Raw genomic sequence first — 18471 nt, forward strand, 5'->3', positions numbered from 1 at the left:
CTGCCTTGGAACGGATTATTAATACCCCCAAGCGGGCCATTGGTCAGTCAACGGTTGACCGACTCTTCACCTTTGCCGGCCAAATGAACTTGCCAATGCTGCAAGCCATCGATCAAATCGAGTTGGCCCCCGATATTCGTCCAGCAGCGGTGACAAAGTTACTAACTTTCGCTGAAATGGTGCATAACTTTGCTCAACAAGCTGAGTTCTTAACCGTTTCAGAATTAACGGATTTGATTTTGGATCAATCCGGTTACCGTCGTGAGTTGGAAGCAAAGTCCGACCCAGAGTCACAATCACGGTTGGAAAACTTGGATGAATTCCTGTCGGTTACCAAGGAATTTGACGATAAGTATGACGCCCAGGCCGAAGATGCGATTAATCCCCTGACCGATTTCTTAGGGTCAACGGCCTTGATGGCTGATTTGGACAATGTCGAAGAGGATAGTGGGTCTGTGACTCTGATGACCTTGCACGCCGCCAAGGGACTAGAATTCCCAATTGTCTTTCTGATTGGTTTGGAAGAGGGACTCTTCCCACTGGGACGTGCTGCCCAAGATGAAGACCAATTGGAAGAAGAACGACGGCTGGCCTATGTTGGGATTACCCGAGCGGAGCAGAAGCTTTATTTGACTAATGCTTTTTCACGCTTGCTCTACGGTCGGACCCAAGCGAACCAACCTTCGCGCTTTATTGATGAAATTTCACCGAGCTTAATTGACAAGGTCTATCCGGCTGGTTCAAATGCCAACAGCGTTTCATCCAAGTTCTTAAGAGCTTCAAGCACGACTTACCAAGCCAGTGCTAAAACAGCTTCTGCGGTTCAAAAGAAGTCAGCCTCAACAACTGGTGCCGAAGGGGTCAGTTGGCAAGCCGGCGACAAGGTCTCTCACAAAAAGTGGGGGATTGGAACCGTCGTGGCCGTTAGCGGTGAACAGGCCGACCAAGAACTCAAGGTCGCCTTTCCAGAAGACGGCATTAAGCAACTCTTGGCTGCCTTTGCACCAATTAACCGCGTTGACTAAGTCCCGGTAAATGTTGCACTGAAAGGATTTTAAATGGCAGATCAGTCAAATCAAAATAAATTAACAACACAAGAGGCCCAGGTCGCCATTAGTCAGCTCCAAGATGAGTTGACTGATTACGGAATTGCCTATTATGAAAAAGATGCACCCATAGTTGAAGACCACGTCTATGATGAAAAATACGCTCAATTAGTGGCCCTGGAAGCATCCTTTCCGCAGTTCGTAACGCCTGATTCACCAACTCAAAATGTTGGAGGGGCGCAAACTAAGTCTGGGTTAGACAAGGTTCAACACCCAGTGCCAATGCTGTCTTTGGGGGATGTCTTTTCGCTAGCGGAACTGCAAGAGTGGGAAGACCGAACAGTCAAGGCCCTTGGTTCTCAACCTTCATATAATTTGGAATTAAAAATTGATGGGTTGGCCGTTTCATTGAAATATGAAAATGGCCAGCTCGTCCAGGCTTCAACCCGAGGTAATGGGGTCATTGGCGAAGACGTGACCGCCAACGTTTTGACCATTGAAGACGTGCCCAAGCAGTTGACGGAACCTCTGACGATTGAAGTCCGCGGTGAAATTTACATGCCCAAGGCTTCCTTTGTTAGTCTGAACGAAGACCGGGAAAATCAAGGGCAAGAACCCTTTGCTAATCCGCGGAATGCGGCGGCTGGCTCTTTGCGGCAACTTGATGCCCAGGAAACTAAGAAGCGCAAGCTCTCGGCCTTTATTTACTACACGGCTGAGGCCGATGTTTTAGGCGTGACCAAACAGTCTGAAGTTTTGGAACGGTTTGCTGAATTAGGTTTGCCAACCAACAAGGATAACCGGGTTATCAGCAAAATGGCTGAAATCGAGCCTTACCTGGCTGAATTCACGAAGCGTCGGGATGACTTACCTTATGGAATTGATGGGGTCGTTGTTAAGGTTGATGAAATCGATTCTGAGATCGACCTTGGTAATACGGTCAAGGTGCCCCGTTGGTCAATTGCCTACAAGTTTCCACCTGAAGAAGAAGAAACGGTTATTCGCGAAATCGAGTGGACTGTCGGGCGGACGGGAGCAGTTACACCAACTGCAGTCATGGACCCAGTTCTCTTGGCGGGTACAACGGTCCAACGAGCTTCACTTCACAACCCAGATTACTTGATTGCTAAGGGTGTCCGTTTGGGTGATACCGTCACCCTTCATAAGGCCGGTGACATTATTCCAGAAATCGGCCAAGTAATCATTGGTAAGCGTCCAAGTGATTCGCAACCTTATCCTATTCCAACTACATGCCCATCCTGTGGGGCCGATTTGGTCCACGTTGAGGGTGAAGTTGCCCTTCGTTGTATTAACCCGGCTTGTCCGGCCCAACTTCAAGAAGGACTGACCCACTTTGCCTCGCGGAACGCGATGAACATCGATGGCATGGGTCCTCAAATTGTTAACCAACTCTTAGACAATGGTTTAATCGCCGATGTTGCCTCAATCTATTCCTTGACGGAAGATCAATTGTTAAAGCTGAACAATTTCAAGGAAAAGTCAGCCCAAAACTTAATTCAAGCCATCCAAGCCTCGAAAGAAAATTCGGCCGAACGCCTCTTATTCGGCTTAGGAATCCGCCTAGTTGGGGCCAAGGCTGCTAAAACCATTGTGGCAGAATTCAAAGATTTGACTAAGTTGGCCACAACTGACCGGGAAAAAATCTTTGCAATTGATGGAATTGGTCAAGCAATCGCCGATTCTGTGGTAAAATATTTTGATGAGCCCCAGTCTCAAGCACTTCTAGCCGAATTGGCGAACGCTGGTGTTAATTTGACCTATCTATCAGCCACTGGACCAATTGATGAAAATTCATTTTTCTATGGCAAAAAGATTGTTTTGACTGGTAAACTAGAAAAAAGCTCACGAAGTGAAATTGCTGCCTGGCTGGAAGCTCATGGCAGTAAGGTCACAGGGTCAGTTTCGAAAAAGACTGATTTAGTCATTGCCGGAACCGATGCCGGGTCTAAGCTTGAAAAGGCCCAAGACCTTGGTGTCACAGTCTGGGATGAACAAGAGTTTTTAACAGCACAAGCAAATGAAACAAATTAAATTCAGTTAAAGCCGACTTTGGCCGTTGTTTACACTCGAGTCGAGTGCTAGAACATGAATGAGGAAAAACAATGTTAAAACGTATTTCAAAACGTGGTTATTTGATTATTGGTTTGGCGGTCGTCATTATCTTAGGGGCCTTCTTTTATTTTGTTAACCGGACCCAAGTGACGACAACTGTTTCGAAAACGAAGGGTGTGCAATTGACCCAGAGTTCAGCCGGTGACTACCAAAACGTTATTAAGGACGGCCACTATTTGACCTCGGCTGCCCGTGGAATTACGGCTACTTCTTTGAATAATACTTTAGATATTGAAGACTTTGAAACTTCACTATTAAACCTTTCAAAAACGCACTTCAAGACCGGCCGTTATATCTTTCAAGAAGGACAGTATCTCGATGCCGACACAGTTAATAATCTTTTAGGTCGACAAACTGACAGCAACGCAGATGGCCTAAATCCTAAAGATAATGGGAAGACGGATGACAGCCGTAACCCAATCTACGTCCAATCGTTGTCAGAACAAGACTTTATGACTAAGTCTGGAACTGGTTTGAAGCTTTCAGGAATGGTTGTTGGTGTTGCCATGAATACCCAAGACGCCTATCAGAAGGAACAATATGGAGCCACATACTACCAGACAATTTCTGATAGTGATCGTAAGGCTTATGGTGAAAAGATTGCACCAAAAATTATTGCTAAAATCCGCGAACAGCAGGGTGTTGGTAAGGATGTTCCAATTGTTTTGGCTATGTATGCGGCCGCTCCACAGGACTCACTGTCACCTGGGGCATTTTATGAGCAATCAACTTCAAAGTCGGGTAATACGGTTGGTTCATGGTCATCAATCAATGACCAATCAATTGTTTTGCCAAAGGAATCAACGGATACATCGACAATTGGCTCTGACGAAAACAAGGGCTTTAGTAACTTTAAGTCCGATATTATTAATTTCTTCCCGAACATCGCTAGCACAACAGCTTCGGCACAGTTCTCGAGTGGTAAGTTGCAGTCAATGTCAGTGACGGTTACGACGCAATTCTACTCACCAACAGAAATTGACGCGTTCACGAATTATGTTGCCTCATCGGCAGTTAAGTACTTACCAGCTGCCGCTCCAGTTCAAATTAAAATTCAGACGGCAAGTGATCTTCAAGCCATCTTATTCCGTAAGGCAGACGACAAGTCTTATACCATTACGCGACTTTCATAATGAAAAAGCTCTGACCCAATTGATTGGGTCAGAGCTTTTTGCTTGAATTAATTAATGGTAAAAGAGGACAGTTGTGATAACTAAAGCACCCATAGCCACCAATGGTTGGAGCTGGTAAGTTAGCGGGCGGACAAAAGAGAAAATAAATGCTCCACCTGCGATAGCCCCAGCAATCAAGGCCGGTAAGGTAAGGCCTTGGCTTACGAAGAGGGCGATTAAGAAGACGAAACCGGCCACAAATTCTAACTGCCGTCCCCTCATGTTAGGTAAGAAGAGGGGGGCCAGATAAAAGGCGAAGGCAAAGGCGAGAAGCCAAGATTGTTTTAAGAAAGTTCCATCAACATAGTTATGGGCTAGATAGGCAATACAGATTGGCACTGAAAAAGTTAAGAGGAGACTCAGACCAATGACACCCAGGGCATTTTTTAATTGGAATGCTGGAATCGGTAAAATGATTAGAAAACAAACTAATAAAAGGAGTAAGGCTAAAACTTCAAATCGCGATCGCAATTGGGAGTTAAAGAGGACGACCATTGAAGCTGCCAAAGCAGCCCACGATCGCCAGTCAGATCGGCTAAATCGATTTTGAATCAGAAAAGCCAAGGCCAAGGCCGAGAAGCAAGAATAGGCGATTAAAGACCAAATCTGCCAATTCTGAGCATTTTGCCAAGCTTGCTGATAAATGATGGGTTGTTGCCACCAAATAATATTCAAACCAACGGTGATAATTGGAATGGTCCAGCGATGAGGGCTTGGTAGGGGGGCTTTATGGGCCCGTTTCATGTTAGGTGGTACATTTCCCTGGTTGTCTCCTTGGTTACGGCGTTGTGAGCGGGAAAAAAAGTCGGCCGTCTTATCCTGGAGGGGCTCGTTTTCTGGACCCGAATTAGGACCAGAAAAGTGGTAATTGTGTTGTGTCTCTTCTTCTTTTGTCATCAGAACCTCGAGTCAGTAATTGCTATTTTTTATTTTATCATGTAAAATTAAATTATACATTACATAACTATCAAGAGCAGGGAAGTGATACAGCACGGTGAACCTGCACCAACCGGCATATGCACGGTGGTAATTCTGTAAGATAGGCAACTTGCAAAGCGCTTGGGGCTGTCCCGAGCGCTTTTCTTTTGCCCCTAGATTGTTAGTTAAATCAAAAGGAGAAAAAGAAATGACAAAATTTTTTACTGCTGAATCCGTGGCCAATGGTCACCCAGACAAGGTTGCTGACCAAATTGCGGATGCGATTTTAGATGCTGTCTTAACCGAAGACCCTAAGGCCCGGGCCGCCATCGAAGTTACCACTTCAACTGGTGATGTTTCGATCTTTGGAGAATTATCAACGTCTGCTTATGTTAACGTTCGCCAGATTGCTGTTGATACAATCAAGTCAATCGGTTATGACCAACCGGAATATGGTTTCTCGGCAGATTCAATTAACGTTTCGAACAAGATTGTTGAACAATCACCCGATATTGCCCAGGCCGTTGATGCCGCTGAAGATGACCCAGACCAGTTGGGTGCTGGTGACCAAGGAATGGTCTTTGGCTACGCAACCAACGAAACTGCGGATTACCTCCCATTAGCCTTGGATTTGTCACACCAAGTCATGCGCCAAATCCGTCAGGTCCGTCAAGATGGTCAAGTAGCTTACTTGCGTCCTGATGCCAAGGGTGAAGTTACTTTGGAATTGGAAGATGATGGCACAGTTAAGCGAATTGCTGCCGTTGTCTTATCAACCCAACACGATGAAGCCATCACTTTGGACGAATTGCGCCGAGACATGAAAAAGTTAGTTTTGGATCCAATTTTGCCAGCTAACTTGGTCGATGACCAAACAAAGTATTACATCAACCCATCCGGTCGCTTTGTCTTGGGTGGCCCTCAAGCTGATTCCGGTTTGACTGGTCGAAAGATTATCGTTGATACTTATGGTGGGGCAGCCCACCACGGTGGTGGTGCTTTCTCAGGAAAGGATGCCACTAAGGTTGACCGGTCTGCTGCTTATTACGCCCGTTACGTCGCTAAGAACCTTGTTGCGGCTGGTGTGGCTGATAAGGTTGAATTGCAGATTGCCTATGCCATTGGCGTTGCTAAGCCGGTTTCATTGAGCATCGATACCTTTGGGACTGCCAAGGTTGCCGAAGACAAGATTGAAGCCTTGGTCGAAGACCTCTTTGACTTCCGTCCTTTGTCAATCATCAAGTCGTTGGACTTGCGTCGCCCAATCTACAAGCAAACGGCCGCTTACGGCCACTTTGGTCGTCCCGACTTGGACTTACCATGGGAAAAGTTGGATAAGGTCGAAGCCATCCAACAAGCCCTTTAAAATAAAAATATTCAAAGTTGAGGATTACACGATAGCAATGTGTGGTCCTTTTTATTTGCCAGAAAATGCCCAAGAAAAAAGCCTCGGAAATTAATCCGAGACTTATAAGGACGGCTCATTCATGATGTGCCGAGCAATGTTTAATTTTCTTGTTGGGGGTCAGCTGGTATAACCACGGGATACGTCCCAGCCGTGGTCAAGCGAAAGGCATAGGCACCGGTGTTTAGGGCTTGGCTATCGGCTACTGCAGTTTGAATATCACGGATATGAAAGTCAGCTGGTTCGCTAATAGCAAAGGAAGTAAAACCCTTGCGGCTGGGATTAACAGTTCCTTTTTTGCCTTGGCGGTAGGTCCGAAGAATTTGCGGCCAAGAAACTTGGTTAACGATGTGGACCTCGTTTGGTTGGTCACCCTGGCCTAAGATAATTTGAAAACCAAGGGTTTTGCTGTGACTTTGATAAGTTGAACCGAACCGTAACGTCCAAGCGAAAGTCACGTTGTTTTGATTTCGCGAGGAAAAGCCCCAAAAATTAATGGCCTGGTGGAAGGCGTTTTTCAAAGCAAACTTTTGGTCAAACTTCGGCAAAATTGCTGAGAAATCGGGCCCAATTTGAAAAGTGTCCAAGAAGTATTGGTTACCTTGCTTGGGAACGAATCCACTAATCTTACCGAGGCGGACTTGATGAATATTTTTGGTTGCTAAGGAAGCCAAAATTCCTGAAACCATTTGATTAACCTTGATGCCCTTGGCAGGACAATCGATCAGTAGGATTGGCCAACGTAAGTCAGGGTTAATGCTGAACAAGCCCGCTAAGCAGGCATTAACAGAACCGGCATGGCCAATAACGACAATCGGAACTAATTCACCTACTTGTCCAGTCTTGGCAAGTTTAGCTGCAATCCGTTCAATGGTATGGAGCTTGGTTGCTTTTTGAAAAGAGGCAACACTGTTGGCCGCAACTAACCCACCATGGAGTTGGTCAAGAGTACCTAAGTCCTTGGGCCGAATAACGGTTGTATCAATAATAAAATGTGCTTCTGTCATAGTCTTAAATCTTCTGTCACCCGATAAAAAAGGCATGCTAGGCATGCCCTTCGGTTACTTTCATCAAAAGTTAAATCAGTTTTCTTATAGATTAAGGTCAGTATAGCAGAAATTGACTTAAAAGGCTATCACAGCGATTTTTATCCCAAGAAGTGGCGGAGTTGCGCCATTCGGTTAATCAGGGCGGTAATGGCCACTGAGGCCCCTTCCTTGAATTCGACAACTTGTAAGGCAATATCAGAATGTTGCTGCTCTGCTAAAGTTTCAGGTCCAATATGCAAATTAAAGGCTTCTTGGAGAATCTGGATGTCTTCTTCAACTTCTTGCCAAGCTGGGCTTTGGGTCTTCAAAATTTCGAGGGCATCGGTGTTAACATAGTGAGCCAACTCTGCAAAATCCGTCTTCATACTTGGGTAGTAGTGGTTCAAAACGGCGAGTTGTTCGTCGGTTAGGCTGGCATAGGCCCGACCAAAACCGATAAATTCGGGTGGAATACCGATTGAGTAAAAGGCACCGGTAAAGTTGATGGCCCGGGGCAATTCGACATTATCAACTGATCGTGAATAACCAAGGACACCAACGTGCTGACGGCGGTCACGACGCTTAGGAAAGGCCTTGAAGATTGGTTGTACATCAGGGACCAATTGTTCTAGAGTTTCTTGGTAGAATTCGGAAGACTTTTGGGCAATTTCAGAAAGAATGGCTTCATCTGCATCGCTGATGACCAGTGGCTTAGCCTTTGGTAATTCTTCCTTCAAGTATTTAATCCCAGCCTTGGCTTCGTCCAGGTTAAAGTCATAACGGAAGGCTGATTGAACAGTGGCAGTCCGAACACCGGGGAATTCACGAACGTAGCGTTCAACGCGACGGGGTGACAATCCACCACGGAAGATGGCTGATCCGGTCCCAGAAATTGGATAGATGGCGATGTTTTCTTCTTCCGCAAATTGGTGGAGACGGGCTAGGGCCAACTTGTTACCAATGATTGATGACATAAAGCCGGCTGACAAGGCAGAATCGGACCCGGCCAAGAAGACCCGGAGGTACTTAGGACGAAAGCCGAAGTGTTCCTCATGTAAGCGTAAGTATTCTTTTAGAATTTCAGGGGCATGGTATTGGGTTTCGAAGTCTTCAAACAGGGGAATCATTTCGATATAAGCCTTGTTGTCTTCGGTTGGGGTAAAAGTAGCATCCTTAAATTGCGCAAGCTTTTCAAATAACAGCTGCATTTCAAGAATTTGGTCGGCTCGTTGGGCCATTGGTAGGATGGCTTCAAAGAGGGGACGTTGGTCAAATCCAAGGTCATTGGCAAAGTCTTCAGAACTTAAGAAGGCGGTCATGGCCTGCATTAAGTTGTAGCCTTTTTCTTCCCAGATGTTGGGGAAACGGAAGGTCAAAAACTTATCGCGACCTAATTGATGGTCTTTAAAGTAGTCATAACGGGTACTGAAAAGTCGATCGATAACAGCCGCATCAGCGTGCTTACCTTCCCAGTCCCACATATATTCATCAACATCCAAAGCTTGGTAGTTTTGGAAGGCTTCGTCGGTTTCCCGGTAAGCGCTGATGAAGGGTTGCTGGGCGGTATCCCAGAAGGGGGCGTTGGCGTTATCGGGATGTTGGGTTCCCATAATCGCCGGAATCTTACGTTCAGTCATTACTTGCACTCCTCTTGTTTGAATAAACGGATATTAGTCGTCAATTGACTTTTAATGTAAATAAAAGATTAACGATCCTATTAATAATAGCAGATTTAAGCAAAAAAATCGCTCATAATCGAGAAGATTATGAGCGATTTTTAATTTTAAAGCTTAAATCATGATGAGCATTGGCAAAATCATTGGCTTGCGGGCAGTCTCCTGGTGGAGGTACTTACCCAAGTCGTCAATGATAGCTTGACGAATATCAGATTCGTTAGCGTTTTTAGCCGACATGGCCTTGCGAATGGTATTGAAAATCACGTGGCGGCCGTCGTTGATCAAGTCACCGGATTCGCGCATATAGACGAAGCCACGGGACAAGATATCGGGACCGGACAAGATTTCTTTCTTGCCCAAGTCGATGGTGGCCGTGACAATCACCAAACCGTCTTGTGACAGTTTCAAGCGGTCATGCAAGACGATTGAGCCGATGTCGCCAATTCCAGAACCGTCGATGTAAGTATCTTCGGCAGGGAAGTGACCGGCAATGCGTGGTTCGTTTTCGCCATCAAGGGCCAAAACATCACCGTTTTCCAAGATAAAGGTATGGTCGGCGGGAACATCGAGTTCCTCGGCCAAACCAGCGTGGACCTTTAACATCCGGTATTCACCGTGGACGGGCATAAAGTATTCTGGCTTCATTAATGAAATCATCAACTTTTGTTCTTCTTGGCCACCGTGACCAGAAGTGTGGATGTTGTTTAACTTACCGTGAATGACGTTAGCGCCACCTTCTTCCAACTTGTTAATGACAGCATTAACAGAGGCTGTGTTACCAGGGATTGGTGAAGAAGAGAAAATTACGTTATCGTTGGGCTTTAGGCGAACTTGCTTATGGGTACCATTAGCAATCCGGGCCAAAGCGGCCATTGATTCACCCTGTGACCCAGTTGAAAGGATCAACAATTCGTCATCAGGGATGTTTTTGATTTGTGACTGTTCGATGAGGGCATCGTCGGGGATGTCCAAGTAACCGAGGGCGCGACCGTTAGCCATGGCTGATTCCATTGACCGGCCAAAGACAACAATCTTACGGCCGTGAGCAATAGCAGCATCGGTTGCCATCTTAATTCGGTTCATGTTCGAAGCGAAGGTGGCAAAGATAATTCGGCCATGCTTGAGTTGATTGAAAAGCTTTTGCACAGTCTTTTCAACCCAAGCTTCTGACTTGGTCCATTCTGGCCGTTCGGCGTTGGTTGAGTCAGACATTAAGAGTAAGACGCCTTCGTGACCAATTCGAGCCATTGACCAAAGGTTTGGCTTTTGCTTCGTAGTAGGGGTCAAATCAAACTTGAAATCACCGGTTTCGACAATCGTTCCAACGGGTGTCTTAATGGCAACACCGAATACGTCGGGGATTGAGTGGGTTGTCCGGAAGAATTCAACCGACATTTGGTCAAATTCAAGGACAGACCCGTCCGTGATTTCGTGCAATTCAGCTCGGTTCAGCAGTTGCTTTTCTTCGAGCTTGTTGCGGATAAGGGCCATGGCAAGTGGGCCGGCATAAACTGGAACATTGACAGCTTGTAAAAAGTAAGCAATCGCCCCGATGTGGTCTTCGTGTCCGTGGGTGATTACCAGAGCTTTCACTCTGTCAATGTTTTCGACTAAGTACGAGTAGTCGGGAATGACGTAGTCAATTCCTAAGAGGGAATCTTCTGGAAACTTAATTCCAGCATCCACGACGATGATTTCGCCTTGGTATTCGATTCCGTACGTGTTCTTTCCAATTTCACCAAGTCCGCCTAAGGCATAAACGCCGACTTCGTTTGGCTTAATATCGATTGCTGACATTAGGCGAAGGTTGTTAACTTAAATTCTGGATTTGCTTGTTCGTACACCAAGGCTGCATCCGAAAGTTCTTCAACATCTTCGATGTTGAAACCTGATTTTGCTTGAGCAATGGCCAATGCTGCTGGCTTTGATTCAGCCTCCAAGTAAAAGGCCTGAGTGTCTTCCCGCTTAGGGTTGCGGTCAAGATGAGATTGATAGTAAACTTTGTAAACCATTATGTTCCTCCAAATGTTAATTTTTAATTATCACGAACGAAAACCTTAATATTTATTTTACCACAGCCGGACTGGTCTGGGTGGTTTTATTAGGGGTTCTGACCGGATTTAGGCGAAACTTTCTGGTTCTTTTCACTTCTGCTGGTCAAATCAAAATCAGAGCCAGCTAAAATCATTTCTTCTATTAGTAGTTTTTAACAATAATCATCGAATAGGGTGGAATTAGTCTAATCGTTCAGTGAATATAGCCGTATACGCCCCTAAATTTTGAAAGAACAGTGCGGGCAGGCTAAAAGTTTGCTATAATAATTGGTAATTACTTAATAAACGAGGGATTTGCTCATGGCAATTGGCATGAATGATTTAAAAACAGGTTTGACGATTGAATACTCAAACTCAATCTGGCGCGTTTTGGAATTCCAACACGTGAAGCCTGGTAAGGGAGCGGCCTTTGTTCGCTCAAAGTTGAAGAACTTGCGTACTGGTGCGGTTAACGAAGTTACTTTCCGTCCTGGTGATAAGTTCGAACAAGCCGAGATTACTACTCGACCAATGTCTTACTTGTACGCTGAAAATGATGGCCGTGTCTTCATGGACACAGAATCATACGAACAAATCAACATCTCAGACGATAACTTGAAGCATGCTTTGAAGTTCATGCTTGAAGGTATGGAAGTTAAGATTACGATGTACGGTTCAGAAGTTTTGGGTGCTGAATTGCCAGTATCTGTTGCTTTGAAGGTTACCGAAACACAACCTGGAATCAAGGGTGCAACTGCAACCGGTTCAGGTAAGCCTGCCACTGTTGAAACTGGAGCAACAATCACTGTTCCTGATTTCATCAACGAAGGTGAAACAATCATTGTTAATACTGAAGATGGGTCCTACAAGGGTCGGGCCTAAGCTTGCTTAGGCTGCTTTGCTTGTCGAAGCAGTCTTTTGTATTTATTGGTACCGGAAAGATTTCGGTTGATTGGAGGAAAGAATGGCAAAAACGACTGGAACAACAAAAAACTTTTTGTTGACCGCAGAAGAAATGGCTGATGGCCAAACAATGGTTGCTCGTCATGCCTTGGAGCTAATTGCCCAGGCAGCGAGCATGGAAGTTGACGGCGTGGCCGGGATGCAAACAAACGTTTACGACCACTTTCCCAAGTCTTTGACCAATATTGCAAAAACAAAGGGTGTTTTGCTCCGTAATGAAGAGGATGGGTTAACCTTTGACGTTAATGTTCTCTTGGAATACGGAGTGGTTGTACCAAAGGTGGCCTTGGCCATCCAACAGTCCGTTAAGAAGAACGTGGCTGATTTAACCGGTTTGACGGCAACGGAAGTCAATGTTGTCGTAGCTGGCTTAGTACCTGATACACAAGATGATGCCCTGGACCCTGACCATTTGTTTGATCATGATCTGGCAAAGGAGCCCAGCTAATGACGCAATTATCACGACACGAAGAACGGCAAGCAGCGGTTCAAATTTTATTTTCTGCTGCTAATACTGTTCCCGACGAAGCTCAACTTGACCAAGTTTATGACTTGGTAGTGGGTAACGCCGAATATAACGCTTTTCTACCCCAACTCGTTAACGGAGTTTTGGCTCGCAAGAAGGATTTGGATGCTGACATCGCGCAACACCTGGCCCTTGGCTGGAAGATTGACCGGATTGCCCGCGTTAACCTAGTCATCTTGCGCATTGCAGTTTATGAATTGCAAATGGCCGAACCAGCCCCTTATAAGGTTGTGGTCGACGAAGCGGTTGAATTGGCAAAGGAATTTGCTAGTCAACAAGACGCTCAGTTTGTGAACGGCGTCTTGAAAAACTACGCCCCTGTGGACGCTTAAATCAAAGACTGCTGCGGCGGTCTTTTTTATGTGCTACTGGGAGGGATAGACGGATTCTATCCAGAAACCGAATGCTCCTGTGCTAAAATAGAGAAAGAAAAAGGAGGCCGTTATGGCGATTTACCATCCAAATGAACAACCAGCACCATCGTATGATAGTCATACCCACTTAAATGACGACAAGCTCTTTTTCGATGTGCCTGCCTACCTTGGTCGGGCTCATGAATTCCAAGTTTTGGAAATGAATATTGTCGGCTATAACCGGGTCGGGAACGAACGGGCCCTCCAAATTGCCCAAGAAAACGATGGTGTTTATGCCATCTTGGGTTACCAACCAGAAGATACGCCGGACTTTGATCAAGCAGCCCTGCAAACCTTGGCCGACCAGGTCCAAGAAGACATCGTCGTTGCCGTCGGTGAAACCGGGTTAGACTACCACTGGGATACAGACCGTGAAGTTCAAATGCAGGCTTTCCTGGCCCAAATTGATTTGGCCCAACAAAATGACTTACCGGTTGTGATTCACAACCGCGATGCCTTTGAAGATGTCTACCAAACTTTGAAGGATAAGGACGTTAAAAAGGCTGTCATCCATTCCTTCTCTGGTACACCCGACCAGGCTAAGGCCTTTGCTTACTTGGGGTACTATATTTCATTTTCCGGCGTGGTAACCTTTAAAAAGGCTGAGGAAGTTCGTGAAGCCGCTAAGGTTGTACCGCTGGATCAGATTTTGGTTGAAACGGATGCGCCGTACTTAGCACCAGCCCCAAACCGGGGGAAGACCAACGAACCCGGCTGGACCAAGTATGTCATTGACAGCTTGGCTGAAACCTTGGGCATGTCAGCCGATGATTTAGCTGGCCAAACTGTTAAAAACGCCCACCGGGCTTTCTTGAATCATGACTGAAAAACCAGTAATTCAGGCCATGGTTGTTGTTGAGGGCTGGTCGGACACAAAACGGCTGAGCCAAGCCGTTGTTTGCGACACGATTGAAACTCGCGGATCGGCTTTAGGACCAGAAGTGATTCAGCGAATCGCTCGAGCGGTCAAAGACCGGGGTGCAATTGTCCTAACCGACCCAGACTTTAACGGTAACCGCCTTCGACGCTTAATTGCCGAGGCGGTTCCGGAAGTTGGCCAGGCAACAATCAGTCAGGACCAAGGACGGGCAGCCAAGGATAATCCCCATAAGTCTTTGGGGATTGAACATGCCCCACTTGATGTTTTGGCCCAATGCTTGGTCGAAGCCGACCAAAAGGTTGGTCAAGAACGGCCGAGTTCGAATATCGACCGTGCTTTCTTATTAGACCTTGGTCTAATTGGCGGGGCAGGGGCGAAGGACCGCCGCGAAATTTTAGGCCAAGACTTGCAGATTGGTTACGCCAATGGCAAGCAGCTCTACCAACGGTTACTGGCCTATGGGATTCAAAAGGACGAAGTCCTTGCGGCTTTGAAAGGAAAAATTTGATGGAAAAATCAATTAAAATCGCCAATCCGATGCGGACGCAGGCGATTTTAAACCAGTACGGCTTACGGGCAAAGAAAAAGTTTGGTCAAAATTTTTTGACCGACCATAATATTTTGTCAGGGATTGTTGGTGCAGCCAACGTGACCGACCAAGATGCCGTCGTTGAAATTGGACCTGGAATTGGTGGATTAACTGAGTACTTAGCTCAGGCAGCCGACCAGGTCTTGGCCTTTGAAATTGACCGTGATATGGTCCGAGTTTTAAGCGAAACTCTGGCACCTTACGACAATGTCACGGTTGAAAATCAAGATGTTTTGAATGTTGATTTGCAAGACAATTTGGCAGGCCATTTTGGACTAGACCGCCACGTTAAAGTGGTCGCCAATTTGCCATATTACATCACCACGCCAATCCTGTTAGCCTTGTTGCAAGCAGGGATTGCTTGGGACCAAATCGTGGTTATGATGCAAAAGGAAGTAGCGGACCGGTTGTCGGCCAAACCCGGTACCAAAGAGTATGGGGTTTTGTCGATTATCCTGTCCTACTATGCCAATGTTGAAACGGCCTTGAAGGTGCCACGGACAGCCTTTAATCCGGCACCAAATGTTGATTCAGCCGTTGTCTCACTGACACCACGGACACCAGATCAGCCAGTTGATCGACCTGACCAACTTTTTGCCCTAATCAAGGCAACCTTTGCCCATCGTCGAAAGTCGTTATGGAATAACTTACTCCAACGTTTTGGTAAGGAAGACGAAACAAAAGAGCGATTGCGAAGTGCTCTAGACCAATCTCAAATTGATCCAGGTGTTCGTGCCGAACGTTTAACCCTGAATCGATTGACGGACCTGTATTTAGCCTTGATGGAACAAGGATTCTACCAGTTATAATTATATTGGTTAGGTAACCCCTTTTTGTCTAAGATTGAACTTTTATTACTATTGTGTTATAATAGTTCTTGTCTATTGAGAAAGGCGGTGGAAGATGTCAACTTTGGAAGATATTAAGACGCGTTTGGACGCGCACCTAGGTGAACCAGTTACTGTAGTTTCTCAAGCGGGACGGAAAAAATTCACGGAGAGATCCGGGGTTTTACGTTCCACTTTCCCATCACTGTTTGTGGTTGAACTGGATGAAGAAGCTGACTTTAAGCGTGCTTCATACAGCTACACAGACATTTTAACCAACAACGTCGACGTGACGTTTGCGGATTAAGCGAAATACATAAAAAAGTCCGGTAAAACGGGCTTTTTTTATTTGATTTTTACTAAGAAGAGGATTGCTATGGTTAACCAAGTTGAAGTGAAAGATTTTACTGCCGCTTTCTCCGGTCGAACGATACTTGACCACATTTCATTCAGTATTCCCCAAAGTCAGTTTACCGTGATTGTCGGTGAAAACGGGGCAGGGAAGACCACCTTAATTAAAGCCATTATTCAAACGGTCTTGGGCGCTAAGCGACCGGTCGGTGAAAAGGCCAAGGCAATCCGGGTAGCGAGCAAGTACCTCGCTTATGTACCCCAATTTCGCGACTTGGGTAGTGACTATCCCTTAACAATCCATGCTTTTGTGGCCCTGGGATTGAATCGTGGTTTGCGACCCTGGCTAAATAAAAAAGAGCGGGCTGCTATTGATTTGGCCCTAGACCAGGTTGATTTGGCTGATTTAGCCGACCAACGTTTAGCTGCCGCTTCTGGTGGTCAAAAGCAACGGGCCTATATTGCTCAAGCATTGGTGCAAAATCCGGACTTGCTAATTTTAGATGAACCGACCGCGGCTTTGGATGCCGGCCATTCTTTGGCCCTGGTGAAAAAAGTACGAGCATTGCAGGAACAACGCCAGATTGGTGTACTGTGGATTTCGCATGACACTTCGTGGATTAAGGATTACGCTGACCGCTACTTGTGGTTGCATGACGGCCAGGCTGAGTCTGGTTTAGCTCAAGACTTGCCGGACCAAGCCATTCACCACCACCAGGAGGTTACTAATGTTTGAACAAGCCTTTATGCAAAATGCCTTTATCGCTGGGACGGTGATTTCGATTGTCGCAGGGATTGTTGGGACATTCGTAGTTGCTCGATCATATAATTTTTTGAGTCATTCATTGAGTGAAATTGCCTTTGCCGGAGCCTCTTTTGGTTTCTTTATTGGCTGGGCACCATTATTTGGGATGATTTTATTTACGATTATTGCCGCCTTATCAATCGGCAGCTTGGAAAATACTCAAGCCCGCCAGGATAATGTCACTTCCGCCGTTTCGGCCTTAGCCATTGGACTTGGAATTCTCTTCCTATCCCTTGGTCATACGGCGAATTCTGCAGCGACCGGGATTCTCTTTGGTTCTGTTCTCGGAATCTCACCGGCTGATATTTGGATTTTGGTCGTGATGGCCATCCTGGTGTTATTAGCCATCTTCTTGTTTTACAAGCCTTTACGGCTATTAGCTTTTGATGAAGCCGGTTTGCTAGTTAGCAATAGTAAAAAGACAGCTTTGAAAATTTTGTTCTTGGTCGTGATGGCCTTGTCCGTGGCAATTTCTTCACAGTTGGTTGGGTCATTGTTGATTTTTGTCCTAGTAACCTTACCAGCGGCATCTGCCCGTTATTACCAAGGAACAGTTGCAAAATTAATGGCCTTATCGGTTTTCTTTGCTTTGTTCGGTACCTGGGCCGGGTTGGCCCTGGCTTACCTGACAAACTTGCCAACTTCTGTATTTATCGCGGTCATCGAGGTTGGTATCTATTTGCTATCAATTTGGTTGGCAAAAGAGTGATAAAAGCAATTTTAATAGGTTAAATTAGAATAATTTAAAAATTAAGCCAGAGTAGAAAACGAATGTTCGTTTTTAACTCTGGCTTTATGGTATACTGAAAAAGATGAATTTTTACTTTCCAAGGAGGAACGGGTAGAGACTTTTTACCCAATACAAGAACTATGAAAACACGCCGAGCTGACCGTTTGGTCGACATGTCCCACTACTTATTGGACCACCCCCGCCAATTGATTTCACTGAACTTCTTTTCAGAACGGTACGAGGCAGCCAAGTCTTCCATTTCAGAAGATTTGTCAATTATCCGCCGCACTTACAAGGCCCGTGGAACTGGTGAAGTTAAAACTTATCCAGGAGCGGCTGGCGGTGTCTACTACACACCAATGATGGGTCCTGAAGAAGCAGAAGAATTCGTAAACAGTGTCTGCAAGGTTGTCGATGATGAATCACGGGTTTTGCCAGGTGGTTACGTTTATTTGTCAGACCTGCTTGGACAACCCAATATCTTACGTCAAACTGGTCGGTTGATTACCACACAGTATGTAGGTGAAGAAATCGATGCCGTTATGACTGCTGCAACCAAGGGAATTCCTTTGGCTCAAGCGGTGGCTGACCAATTGAACGTGCCATTTGTGATTGTTCGTGATGATGCCAAGGTAACTGAAGGATCAATGATTTCAGTGAACTACTTAACTGGGTCATCAAAGCGGGTTGAAAAGATGGCTTTGTCAAAGCGGTCATTAAAGGCCGGTGCAAGGGTCTTGATCGTCGATGACTTTATGAAGGCCGGCGGCACGATTCAAGGAATGCAAACATTGGTCCGTGAATTTGGTGGAACGGTCGTGGGAACGGCTGTCTTTGCTGAAGGTCGGTCAAATGTCCGTTTGCTAGAAGAATATACATCACTTTTGCACGTGGAAACGAACGTGGATGCTGGACAAGCCATCAAGGTGCAACCAGGAAACTACTTTAAGGAAATCTATAAGGGCAAGGATTAAGG

19 protein-coding genes and 1 riboswitch are annotated in these 18471 nt (G+C 45.9%); of the genes, 14 read left to right on the forward strand and 5 right to left on the reverse strand.

From position 1 onward, the window contains the following. The 3 genes from AOQ29_RS07905 to AOQ29_RS03045 all read left to right on the forward strand — a co-directional run. The coding region (locus tag AOQ29_RS07905) for a 3'-5' exonuclease (protein WP_242977386.1) at positions 1–1025 on the forward strand (1025 nt) is incomplete at its 5' end. A gap of 33 nt (positions 1026–1058) precedes the next feature. Then, a complete protein-coding gene (ligA, locus tag AOQ29_RS03040) occupies positions 1059–3098 on the forward strand; it encodes an NAD-dependent DNA ligase LigA (RefSeq protein ID WP_061993075.1) in 2040 nt (679 codons plus the stop codon). Positions 3099–3169: 71 nt separating this feature from the next. Then, on the forward strand, positions 3170–4312 hold the full coding sequence (locus AOQ29_RS03045; RefSeq protein WP_061993076.1) for a CamS family sex pheromone protein: 1143 nt from the start codon (positions 3170–3172) through the stop codon (positions 4310–4312). A gap of 51 nt (positions 4313–4363) precedes the next feature. On the opposite strand, the gene AOQ29_RS03050 is transcribed toward AOQ29_RS03045, so the two are convergent. Then, positions 4364–5248, reverse strand: a complete 885-nt coding sequence (locus AOQ29_RS03050) for a hypothetical protein (protein WP_061993077.1) — start codon at positions 5246–5248, stop codon at positions 4364–4366. 64 nt (positions 5249–5312) lie between these two features. After that, a riboswitch (SAM riboswitch) is annotated at positions 5313–5397 on the forward strand. A gap of 80 nt (positions 5398–5477) precedes the next feature. Here AOQ29_RS03050 and metK point away from each other — a divergent pair. Next, a complete protein-coding gene (gene metK / locus AOQ29_RS03055; RefSeq protein ID WP_061993078.1) occupies positions 5478–6635 on the forward strand; it encodes a methionine adenosyltransferase in 1158 nt (385 codons plus the stop codon). A 140-nt stretch (positions 6636–6775) separates the two neighbouring features. Here the strand turns inward: metK and AOQ29_RS03060 are convergent, their stop codons facing one another. The 4 genes from AOQ29_RS03060 to AOQ29_RS03075 form a co-directional block, all read right to left on the reverse strand. Beyond that, positions 6776–7681: a hypothetical protein gene (locus AOQ29_RS03060; RefSeq protein ID WP_061993079.1), complete on the reverse strand. Its 906-nt coding sequence runs from the start codon at positions 7679–7681 to the stop codon at positions 6776–6778. A gap of 140 nt (positions 7682–7821) precedes the next feature. Continuing rightward, positions 7822–9339: a phosphoenolpyruvate carboxylase gene (ppcA, locus tag AOQ29_RS03065; protein WP_061993080.1), complete on the reverse strand. Its 1518-nt coding sequence runs from the start codon at positions 9337–9339 to the stop codon at positions 7822–7824. A gap of 153 nt (positions 9340–9492) precedes the next feature. Then, entirely contained in the window at positions 9493–11175 is a 1683-nt protein-coding gene (gene rnjA, locus AOQ29_RS03070) for a ribonuclease J1 (RefSeq protein ID WP_061993081.1), read from the reverse strand. Further along, the gene (locus tag AOQ29_RS03075) at positions 11175–11390 is read right to left on the reverse strand and encodes a DNA-dependent RNA polymerase subunit epsilon (RefSeq protein ID WP_061993082.1); all 216 of its coding nucleotides are present in this window, start codon (positions 11388–11390) and stop codon (positions 11175–11177) included. Before AOQ29_RS03075 ends, rnjA begins: the two co-directional genes overlap by 1 nt. A 342-nt stretch (positions 11391–11732) precedes the next feature. On the opposite strand from AOQ29_RS03075, the gene efp reads away from it, so the two are divergent. From efp to purR, 10 genes are all read left to right on the forward strand, one after another. Beyond that, positions 11733–12293, forward strand: a complete 561-nt coding sequence (gene efp, locus AOQ29_RS03080) for an elongation factor P (RefSeq protein ID WP_061993083.1) — start codon at positions 11733–11735, stop codon at positions 12291–12293. Between the two features lie 82 nt (positions 12294–12375). Next, on the forward strand, positions 12376–12822 hold the full coding sequence (locus tag AOQ29_RS03085; protein WP_061993084.1) for an Asp23/Gls24 family envelope stress response protein: 447 nt from the start codon (positions 12376–12378) through the stop codon (positions 12820–12822). Next, positions 12822–13232 (forward strand): transcription antitermination factor NusB, encoded by a 411-nt coding sequence (nusB, locus tag AOQ29_RS03090; protein WP_061993085.1) that lies wholly within the window; start codon positions 12822–12824, stop codon positions 13230–13232. The genes AOQ29_RS03085 and nusB overlap by 1 nt, the downstream gene beginning before the upstream one ends. A 112-nt stretch (positions 13233–13344) precedes the next feature. Beyond that, positions 13345–14139 (forward strand): TatD family hydrolase, encoded by a 795-nt coding sequence (locus tag AOQ29_RS03095; RefSeq protein WP_061993086.1) that lies wholly within the window; start codon positions 13345–13347, stop codon positions 14137–14139. Further along, positions 14132–14701: a ribonuclease M5 gene (gene rnmV / locus AOQ29_RS03100; RefSeq protein ID WP_061993087.1), complete on the forward strand. Its 570-nt coding sequence runs from the start codon at positions 14132–14134 to the stop codon at positions 14699–14701. The genes AOQ29_RS03095 and rnmV overlap by 8 nt, the downstream gene beginning before the upstream one ends. Continuing rightward, a complete protein-coding gene (gene rsmA / locus AOQ29_RS03105) occupies positions 14701–15591 on the forward strand; it encodes a 16S rRNA (adenine(1518)-N(6)/adenine(1519)-N(6))-dimethyltransferase RsmA (RefSeq protein ID WP_061993088.1) in 891 nt (296 codons plus the stop codon). The genes rnmV and rsmA overlap by 1 nt, the downstream gene beginning before the upstream one ends. A gap of 94 nt (positions 15592–15685) precedes the next feature. Further along, a complete protein-coding gene (locus tag AOQ29_RS03110; RefSeq protein WP_061993089.1) occupies positions 15686–15916 on the forward strand; it encodes a Veg family protein in 231 nt (76 codons plus the stop codon). Between the two features lie 69 nt (positions 15917–15985). After that, on the forward strand, positions 15986–16696 hold the full coding sequence (locus AOQ29_RS03115; RefSeq protein WP_061993090.1) for a metal ABC transporter ATP-binding protein: 711 nt from the start codon (positions 15986–15988) through the stop codon (positions 16694–16696). Then, positions 16689–17474: a metal ABC transporter permease gene (locus AOQ29_RS03120; RefSeq protein WP_061993091.1), complete on the forward strand. Its 786-nt coding sequence runs from the start codon at positions 16689–16691 to the stop codon at positions 17472–17474. Before AOQ29_RS03115 ends, AOQ29_RS03120 begins: the two co-directional genes overlap by 8 nt. A 161-nt stretch (positions 17475–17635) precedes the next feature. After that, entirely contained in the window at positions 17636–18469 is an 834-nt protein-coding gene (gene purR / locus AOQ29_RS03125; RefSeq protein ID WP_061993092.1) for a pur operon repressor, read from the forward strand. Positions 18470–18471 lie beyond the last annotated feature (2 nt).

It is taken from the genome of Fructobacillus ficulneus, assembly GCF_001047075.2.
Taxonomy (GTDB): Bacteria; Bacillota; Bacilli; order Lactobacillales; family Lactobacillaceae; genus Fructobacillus; species Fructobacillus ficulneus.

Excerpts from the sequence above, each read along its gene's own strand:
- AOQ29_RS03085 (WP_061993084.1), top strand. The coding sequence starts at position 12,376 with ATGGCAAAAACGACTGGAACAACAAAAAACTTTTTGTTGACCGCAGAA.
- rnmV (WP_061993087.1), top strand. The coding sequence starts at position 14,132 with ATGACTGAAAAACCAGTAATTCAGGCCATGGTTGTTGTTGAGGGCTGG.
- AOQ29_RS03075 (WP_061993082.1), bottom strand. The coding sequence starts at position 11,390 with ATGGTTTACAAAGTTTACTATCAATCTCATCTTGACCGCAACCCTAAG.
- ligA (WP_061993075.1), top strand. The coding sequence starts at position 1,059 with ATGGCAGATCAGTCAAATCAAAATAAATTAACAACACAAGAGGCCCAG.
- AOQ29_RS03060 (WP_061993079.1), bottom strand. The coding sequence starts at position 7,681 with ATGACAGAAGCACATTTTATTATTGATACAACCGTTATTCGGCCCAAG.
- nusB (WP_061993085.1), top strand. The coding sequence starts at position 12,822 with ATGACGCAATTATCACGACACGAAGAACGGCAAGCAGCGGTTCAAATT.
- AOQ29_RS03050 (WP_061993077.1), bottom strand. The coding sequence starts at position 5,248 with ATGACAAAAGAAGAAGAGACACAACACAATTACCACTTTTCTGGTCCT.
- rnjA (WP_061993081.1), bottom strand. The coding sequence starts at position 11,175 with ATGTCAGCAATCGATATTAAGCCAAACGAAGTCGGCGTTTATGCCTTA.
- metK (WP_061993078.1), top strand. The coding sequence starts at position 5,478 with ATGACAAAATTTTTTACTGCTGAATCCGTGGCCAATGGTCACCCAGAC.
- AOQ29_RS03115 (WP_061993090.1), top strand. The coding sequence starts at position 15,986 with ATGGTTAACCAAGTTGAAGTGAAAGATTTTACTGCCGCTTTCTCCGGT.
- AOQ29_RS03120 (WP_061993091.1), top strand. The coding sequence starts at position 16,689 with ATGTTTGAACAAGCCTTTATGCAAAATGCCTTTATCGCTGGGACGGTG.
- efp (WP_061993083.1), top strand. The coding sequence starts at position 11,733 with ATGGCAATTGGCATGAATGATTTAAAAACAGGTTTGACGATTGAATAC.
- rsmA (WP_061993088.1), top strand. The coding sequence starts at position 14,701 with ATGGAAAAATCAATTAAAATCGCCAATCCGATGCGGACGCAGGCGATT.
- ppcA (WP_061993080.1), bottom strand. The coding sequence starts at position 9,339 with ATGACTGAACGTAAGATTCCGGCGATTATGGGAACCCAACATCCCGAT.
- AOQ29_RS03110 (WP_061993089.1), top strand. The coding sequence starts at position 15,686 with ATGTCAACTTTGGAAGATATTAAGACGCGTTTGGACGCGCACCTAGGT.
- AOQ29_RS03045 (WP_061993076.1), top strand. The coding sequence starts at position 3,170 with ATGTTAAAACGTATTTCAAAACGTGGTTATTTGATTATTGGTTTGGCG.
- purR (WP_061993092.1), top strand. The coding sequence starts at position 17,636 with ATGAAAACACGCCGAGCTGACCGTTTGGTCGACATGTCCCACTACTTA.
- AOQ29_RS03095 (WP_061993086.1), top strand. The coding sequence starts at position 13,345 with ATGGCGATTTACCATCCAAATGAACAACCAGCACCATCGTATGATAGT.